The 4,627-nt window shown below is 69.3% G+C and carries 4 protein-coding genes; all 4 read left to right on the forward strand.

Annotated features, from left to right (window positions below; translation table 11 throughout):
- The first annotated feature begins 64 nt into the window (after positions 1 to 64).
- From AOK23_RS41890 to AOK23_RS41905, 4 genes are read left to right on the forward strand one after another with little or no spacing between them, the layout of a single operon-like run.
- Positions 65 to 1,402 carry an ABC transporter substrate-binding protein gene (locus AOK23_RS41890; protein ID WP_055717632.1) on the forward strand — a complete coding sequence of 446 codons (1,338 nt, stop codon included), beginning with the start codon at positions 65 to 67 and terminating at the stop codon, positions 1,400 to 1,402.
- Between the two features lie 6 nt (positions 1,403 to 1,408).
- Positions 1,409 to 2,350, forward strand: a complete 942-nt coding sequence (locus AOK23_RS41895; protein WP_055717633.1) for a carbohydrate ABC transporter permease — start codon at positions 1,409 to 1,411, stop codon at positions 2,348 to 2,350.
- Positions 2,350 to 3,258 (forward strand): carbohydrate ABC transporter permease, encoded by a 909-nt coding sequence (locus AOK23_RS41900; protein WP_055717634.1) that lies wholly within the window; start codon positions 2,350 to 2,352, stop codon positions 3,256 to 3,258. The genes AOK23_RS41895 and AOK23_RS41900 overlap by 1 nt, the downstream gene beginning before the upstream one ends.
- A 7-nt stretch (positions 3,259 to 3,265) precedes the next feature.
- Complete coding sequence (locus AOK23_RS41905) at positions 3,266 to 4,531, forward strand: 6-phospho-beta-glucosidase (protein WP_055717635.1); 1,266 nt, start codon at positions 3,266 to 3,268, stop codon at positions 4,529 to 4,531.
- The last annotated feature ends 96 nt before the right edge of the window (positions 4,532 to 4,627 follow it).

Raw genomic sequence — 4,627 nt, forward strand, 5'->3', positions numbered from 1 at the left:
CTCTCACCCTCCTCCCCCCTTTCCTCCCTTCCCCTCGCCCACTCCTTCCTCAGGAGGCCCCTCCATGTCCGGAATATCCAAGAACGCGGCGATCGCTCTCGCCGCCACCGCCGCCCTCGCCCTGCTCGCCACCGCCTGCACCGGGCAGTCCTCGGCCGGTGCGAACGACGACCCCGACGCCAAGACGACCATCACCTTCTGGCACGGCTGGAGCGCGCCCGCCGAGGTCGAGGCGATCCAGGCGAACGTGGACCGGTTCGAGAAGGCGCACCCGAACATCAGCGTGAAGGTCGTCGGGAACATCAACGACGACAAGCTCAACCAGGCCCTGCGGGCGGGCGGTTCGAACGGGCCGGACGTGGTGTCGTCGTTCACCACGTCCAACGTCGGCAAGTTCTGCTCGTCCGGCGCGTTCCTCGACCTGAAGCCGTTCATCGAGAAGTCCAAGCTCGACCTCGACAAGATCATCCCGAAGCCGATGCTGGACTACACGCAGTTCGAGGGCACCCGCTGCGCCCTGCCGCTGCTCGGTGACGCGTACGGCCTCTACTACAACAAGGACGCGTTCGAGAAGGCGGGCATCAAGTCCCCGCCGAAGACGTGGTCGGAGTTCGCGAAGGACGCCGAGAAGCTGACGAAGCCCAAGGGCGACGGCTACGCCCAGCTGGGCTTCATGCCGAACTACCACGGCTACGAGACGGTCGTGGACCACTACATGTCCCAGTGGGACCACGCGTACTTCGACGCGGACGGCAAGTCGAACATCGCCAAGGACCCGGCGTTCGCGCAGATGTTCAGGTTCCAGAAGGGCCTCGTGAACTCCCTCGGCGGCTTCAAGAAGCTGGAGAGGTACCGGAACACCTTCGGTGACGAGTGGGGCGCCAAGCACCCCTTCCAGACCGGTCAGGTGGCCATGCAGCTGGACGGCGAGTGGCGGCTCGGGATGGCCGAGGCGGCCGGTGTGGACTTCGAGATCGGCACCGCGCCCCTGCCCGTCGCGGACGACGAGGTCGACGAGTACGGCAAGGGCTTCCTCTCCGGCACGATCATCGGCATCGCCCCGCAGAGCAAGAAGCAGAACGCGGCCTGGGAGCTGGTGAAGTACCTGACGACGGACACCGAGGCCGTGGTCTCCTTCGCCAACGCCATCCACAACGTGCCGTCCACCTTCCCGGCGCTGAAGTCGCCCGAGCTGAAGGCGGACCCCGGCTTCAAGACGTTCCTCGACATCGCCCAGCACCCGGACTCCAACACGCCCCCGGCGTCCGTCAACGGCTCGACGTACCAGACGACGCTCCAGGACTTCGGCTACCAGTACGAGTCCGGGAAGGTGAAGAACCTCCAGGAGGGGCTGGAGAAGACCGCGAAGCAGATCGACACCGACATCGAGCAGGCGAAGTAGCCTCCGATGGCCACGCACACTCTCCGCGCGAAGCGCCGCAGGTCGGCGCTTCGGACGGTGGCCTTCCTGTCACCGTGGCTGATCGGGTTCGGCGTCTTCTTCGCCTATCCGCTGGTGTCCACCGTGTACTTCTCGTTCATGAAGTACGACGGCTTCGGGACGCCCGTCTTCCGCGGCCTGGGCAACTGGGCCTACGTCTTCCAGGACTACCCGCTGTTCTGGCCGGCCCTGCGCAACACCCTCTGGCTGGTGCTGGTGATGGTGACATGCCGGGTGGTGTTCGGCCTCGGCGTCGGCCTCCTCATCACGAAGATCAAGACCGGTACGGGTGTCTTCCGGACCCTGTTCTATCTGCCGTACCTCGCCCCACCGGTCGCCGCGACGCTGGCCTTCGTCTTCCTGCTCAACCCGGGCACCGGCCCGGTCAACTCCCTCCTCGACGGCCTCGGGCTGCCGACGCCGGGCTGGTTCACCGACCCCGCCTGGTCCAAGCCGGCGCTCACCGCGCTCGCGCTGTGGGGGGTCGGCGACCTCATGGTCATCTTCATGGCCGCCCTGCTCGACGTGCCGAGGGAGCAGTACGAGGCCGCCGAGCTGGACGGGACCTCGGCGTGGCAGCGGTTCCGGTACGTGACGCTGCCGAACATCTCGCCGATCGTGATGTTCGCCGTGGTCACGGGCGTGATCCAGACCATGCAGTACTACACGCAGCCGCTGGTGGCCGGGAAGGTGGCCTCCGGGATCATCGGCGGCTCCGGGCAGCAGTTCGAGCCGGGGTACCCGGACAAGTCGACGCTGACCCTGCCCCAGCTCGTCTACAACCTCGGTTTCCAGCGCTTCGACTACGGCGCCGCCTGCGTGGTCGCGCTCGTGCTGTTCGCGCTGTCCATGGCGTTCACCGCGCTGCTGATGCGGCGCCGGGGCGGACTGATCGGAGCGGCCGACTGATGTCCCAGGTACTCGACAAGCCCGTCCACGTGGACGCCCCCACGGCACGGTCCGGCGGCTCCGGGAGCGAACGCGCGGCCCGCCGCCGGGCGGTCCTGGAGTGGATCGCCGTGCATTCGCTCGGCGTCGCCGCCGCCCTCTTCTTCACCCTGCCCTTCGTGTTCGTCGTCCTGACCTCGCTGATGAGCGACCAGCAGGCCCTCACCCGCGATCTCGTCCCGGACACCTGGGAGTGGGGCAACTACCGGCAGGTCCTCGACACACCCGGCTTTCTGACCTGGTGGCGCAACACCCTGCTCTACGCGGGCCTCGGCACGGTCCTCACCGTCGTGTCGTCCGTCCCCGTGGCGTACGCGCTCGCCAAGTTCCGTTTCCGGGGCCGCGATCTGGCGCTGATGCTGGTCATCTCGATGATGATGCTGCCGCCGCAGGTGGTCGTCATCCCGATGTACCTGTTCTGGGCCAAGCAGCTGGACCTGTCGGGCTCGCTCTGGCCGCTGATCGTCCCCATGGCGTTCGGCGACGCGTTCTCGATCTTCCTGCTGCGCCAGTTCCTGACGACGATCCCGAACGAGTACCTCGACGCGGCCCGCGTGGACGGCTGCGGCGAGCTGCGGACCCTGCTGCGGGTGGTCCTGCCGATGGCCAAGCCGGGCATCGCGGCCGTGGCCCTCTTCCAGTTCTTCTACGCCTGGAACGACTACTTCGGCCCGCAGATCTACGCCTCCGAGAACCCCGCCGCCTGGACCCTGTCCTACGGCCTGGAGTCCTTCAAGGGCGCGCACCACACCGACTGGAACCTGACCATGGCCGCGACCGTCATGGTCATGGCCCCCGTGATCCTCGTCTTCTTCTTCGCCCAGAAGGCGTTCGTCGAGGGCGTCACCCTGACCGGAGTGAAGGGTTGATACGCATATGAAGCTCACCGTGGTCGGCGGAGGGTCGACCTACACACCCGAACTCGTGGACGGGTTCGCCCGGCTCCGCGACACCCTGCCGATCGAGGAGCTGGTGCTCGTCGACCCGGCCGAGGAGCGCCTGGAACTGGTGGGCGGCCTCGCCCGCCGCATCTTCGCCCGCCAGGGCCACGGCGGCCGGATCGTGACGACCGCCGACCTGGACCGGGGGGTCGAGGGCGCCGACGCCGTGCTGCTCCAGCTCCGGGTCGGCGGGCAGGCCGCCCGGGAACAGGACGAGACCTGGCCGCTGGAGTGCGGCTGCGTCGGCCAGGAGACCACCGGCGCGGGCGGCCTCGCCAAGGCGCTGCGCACGGTCCCGGTCGTCCTGGACATCGCCGAACGGGTCCGCCGGACCAACCCGGGGGCCTGGATCATCGACTTCACCAACCCCGTGGGCATCGTGACCCGTGCGCTGCTGCGCGCCGGGCACCGCGCGGTCGGGCTGTGCAATGTGGCGATCGGGCTCCAGCGGAAGTTCGCCGGGCACCTGGGCGTCGCCCCGGCCGACGTCCACCTGGACCATGTGGGCCTCAACCACCTCACCTGGGAGACCGGGGTACGGCTCGGCGGGCCCTCGGGCGAGGACGTCCTTCCGAAGCTGCTGTCCGGCCACGGCGACACCATCGCCGCCGACCTGCGGCTCCCCCGCCCCCTCCTCGACCGCCTCGGCGTCGTCCCCTCCTACTACCTGCGCTACTACTACGCCCACGACGAGGTCGTGCGGGAACTCCGTACGAAGCCGTCGCGGGCCGCCGAGGTCGCCGCCATGGAGCGCCGGTTGCTGGACATGTACGCCGACCCGGCACTCGACGAGAAGCCGGCGCTGCTCGCCAAACGCGGCGGCGCGTACTACTCGGAGGCCGCCGTGGACCTGGCGGCGGGCCTGCTGGGCGGCAGCGGCAGCCCGTACCAGGTGGTGAACACGTACAACGCCGGGACGCTGCCCTTCCTCCCGGACGACGCGGTGATCGAGGTCCAGGCGACCGTGGGGCCGACCGGGGTCACCCCGCTGCCCGTCCCGGCCGTGGACCCGCTGTTCGCCGGTCTGATGGCGAACGTGACCGCGTACGAGGACCTGGCCCTCGACGCGGCCCTGCGCGGCGGCCGCGACCGCGTCTTCCGCGCCCTGCTGGCCCACCCCCTGATCGGCCAGTACGCCTACGCCGACACCCTCACCGACCAGCTGATCGCTCACAACCGGGAGCACCTCACGTGGGCATGACCGACGGAGGAGCGGGGGCGGGCGCGGGCCGGGGCGGCGGCGCGAGCCCTCGCGGCGGGGCGAGCCCTGACGGCGCCGGCGCGAGCCCCGGCGGCG

Source organism: Streptomyces torulosus (assembly GCF_001419765.1).
Lineage (GTDB): Bacteria > Actinomycetota > Actinomycetes > Streptomycetales > Streptomycetaceae > Streptomyces > Streptomyces torulosus.